2 protein-coding genes are annotated in these 2,654 nt (G+C 37.5%); both read left to right on the forward strand.

Annotated features, from left to right (window positions below; all coding sequences use genetic code 11):
- The first annotated feature begins 60 nt into the window (after positions 1–60).
- Positions 61–1,023: an aldo/keto reductase gene (locus tag AC3DU7_RS30670; protein WP_488043017.1), complete on the forward strand. Its 963-nt coding sequence runs from the start codon at positions 61–63 to the stop codon at positions 1,021–1,023.
- A gap of 537 nt (positions 1,024–1,560) precedes the next feature.
- The coding region (locus AC3DU7_RS30675; RefSeq protein ID WP_488043016.1) for a C1 family peptidase at positions 1,561–2,654 on the forward strand (1,094 nt) is incomplete at its 3' end.

The following is a 2,654-nucleotide window of genomic DNA, read 5'->3' on the forward strand; positions in this document are numbered from 1 at the left end:
TTGACTTAATGCACAATATGTTATACCTATAATCATACTTAAAATAATTAGGAGACGATGATGGAGAAGCGAAAATTAGGTAACTCTGAAATTGAAATTACCCCAATCATTATGGGTACATGGCAAGCTGGAAAACGTGGATGGGCAGATATTGAAGATTCTGAGACTATTAAAGGAATAAGAGCTGCTGTTGATGCAGGCATCACCACAATTGATACTGCTGAAGTTTATGGAGATGGTTACTCAGAAAGAATAGTTGCTCAAGCATTGGCAGATATAAGGGAACAAGTAATTTTAGCGACCAAAGTTTTTCCCAATCATCTCAAATATGACCAAATAATAGAAGCTTGCGATCGCTCCCTCAAAAATCTTAAAACTGATTATATTGACCTCTATCAAATTCACTGGCCGTCTGGTGCATTTAATAGTGAAATTGTACCAATTGAAGAAACAATTAATGCTCTAAATAAACTGAAAGAAGAGGGTAAAATTCGAGCAATTGGTGTGTCTAACTTTTCTCGCGAACAAACAGCAGAAGCAGCTCAATATGGTCAAATTGATAGTATCCAACCACCCTATTCTTTGTTCTGGCGAAAAATAGAAAAAGAAGAAATGCCTTACTGTGTTGAAAATAATATTTCTATTATTGCTTATTCTTCATTAGCACAGGGTTTATTAACAGGTAAATTCGGACCAGATCATAAATTTGCTGAAGGCGATCATCGTGCTAAAAATAGACTTTTTTATATTAAAGAAAACTATGAACGAGTGCAAACAGCCTTGGAAAAACTACGTCCTATTGCTGAAAGTAAGCAGTGTAGTTTAGCTCAATTAGCGATCGCCTGGTTAATTGCTCAACCACAGACAAATGCTATCGTTGGAGCAAGAAATGCCGAACAAGCTACTGCTAATGCTAAAGCTGGAGATGTTAAATTATCCTCAGATGAGCTAGCAGAAATTGATGCAATCGGACGGATAGTCACAGATCCTTTAGACGATCGCTCTGTCATGTGGGATTTTTGAATAAGGTGGAACAATGAATAATTAATAATTAATAATTAATAATTAATAACTGGAGAGTACAAAATTCTTCCAAAAAACTATTTGCTTTGAAGGCTGAAAGTATTACTGGAAAATGCTTACAGTACTTACAGCTTTGAATAAAGAGTTTTTAACCCTTAGATCGCTGAAAGCCTCAGCTAGCAATAGTTATTCCAAGAACTTTGCACTAGACATCTCCAGAAAAGAGGAAATAGGGAATAGGGGGGAAATAAATGATAATTTCTGTACGATAATTGATTTTATTCTTTATTTTTGGAGATGTCTACTGTCTAGTTAATAATTATTCATTATTATTAACAATTACCTCTCCTTGAAAACGGATAGGATTGATACAGCAGTTTTCATTTGAATAGTCCACAGTAGGGTGTGTTGCAACGCACCTTACACAATAGATAGTGTATGAAAACTGTTCCGTAATTAATAATTGTAAGATTGTATATCAATAATAGTGGGCATCATCTACCTACCAAGACTATAAATATATTAATTTAATGGGTAATGGTTAAATATTCAAAGTTATTACAATTTTGTACAATTGGGCTAATATTGGGAATAATCTCTCAAGGATGTACTTCTAAAAGTAGCAACTTAAAACACAATCAAAAACTATACAGTAATACTCACTCAACAACTACTACATCAACTCCTCTGTTGCTAAAGTCACCCTTAGCGAATACTAAAACCCATAACTCAGAGCAACTATTATCCATGAGTCGAGAAGCATTCAATAGACGTTGGCAACAACTGCGCAACTTTGCAGAATCAAGGGGTTTTCAAGTTGGTCCTAGTTCTGCCTTATGGCGCAGCACCGATACACTTGCCGGAACTCAAGTTCCCGGAAATTTAGCAGAATTGGCAACACAACAAAACTTTCGCGCTCGGCAAATACTCTCCAATATGGAAGAAAGTCCAGGACAAAAACAATCTATCTGTTCTCCCGATGCTTTTATCTTTGACTGGCGCGATGCCGGAATTATTACCCCAGTGCGAGACCAGGGAGAATGTGGTAGTTGTTGGGCATTTGCGGCGATCGCTGCTTTTGAGTCTAGCGCTCTCTATCACAATAACCTTGTTTATTCTCAGGTTGGAGGTTTAGCAGATGGTTCAGAACAACACGTTCTTAGTTGTAGTGGTGGCGGAACTTGCAAGGGGGGTTGGTACGGACCTGTATTTAATTTTATGGTTAACAAAGGGAACTTACCAGAAAGAATGTTTCGCTATCAGGGAACAGATGTTGTCTGTCGTTTCCAACGCAATACTCCCTTGAAAGCAGCTACTTGGGGATATGTGCGTAATGATGGCGGTATTCCTTCTGTGTCTCAGATGAAACAAGCTTTATGTAAACATGGTCCGGTTGTTTCTGCTGTATACATGACTGGTGCGTTTCATGCTTACAAGGGTGGAGTTTATAACGAGAATGCCTATGGAACTCCTAATCATGCTGTGACTATTATTGGTTGGGATGATGAAAAACGTGCTTGGTTAGTAAAAAATTCTTGGGGTACTGACTGGGGTGAAGATGGTTATATGTGGATTGCTTATAATACTAATCGTATTGGTTATGGTGCAGCTTGGGTTGATGCAAGAAAATA

It is taken from the genome of Okeania sp., assembly GCF_983059655.1.

Excerpts from the sequence above, each read along its gene's own strand:
- AC3DU7_RS30670 (WP_488043017.1), top strand. The coding sequence starts at position 61 with ATGGAGAAGCGAAAATTAGGTAACTCTGAAATTGAAATTACCCCAATC.